This is a genomic window from Streptomyces olivaceus (assembly GCF_000721235.1).
In the GTDB taxonomy this organism is placed as follows: Bacteria; Actinomycetota; Actinomycetes; order Streptomycetales; family Streptomycetaceae; genus Streptomyces; species Streptomyces olivaceus.
In genome coordinates this window covers 1-224 of sequence record NZ_JOFH01000175.1, presented here as the reverse complement: position 1 = coordinate 224, position 224 = coordinate 1, and the positions used below count along the sequence as shown (strand labels likewise).

Annotated in this window: 1 rRNA gene; it reads left to right on the top strand. The window is 57.1% G+C overall.

From position 1 onward, the window contains the following. Positions 1-224 (top strand): 23S ribosomal RNA (locus IG94_RS0138320); the annotation flags it as partial.

The window sequence follows — 224 nt, the reverse complement described above, 5'->3', positions numbered from 1 at the left end:
AGCAGCCACCCTTGAAAGAGTGCGTAATAGCTCACTGGTCTAGTGATTCCGCGCCGACAATGTAGCGGGGCTCAAGCGTACCGCCGAAGTCGTGTCATTCATACATGAGGGCTAACGCCTGTGTGGATGGGTAGGGGAGCGTCGTGTGCCGGGTGAAGCAGCCGCGGAAGCGAGTTGTGGACGGTTCACGAGTGAGAATGCAGGCATGAGTAGCGATACAAACG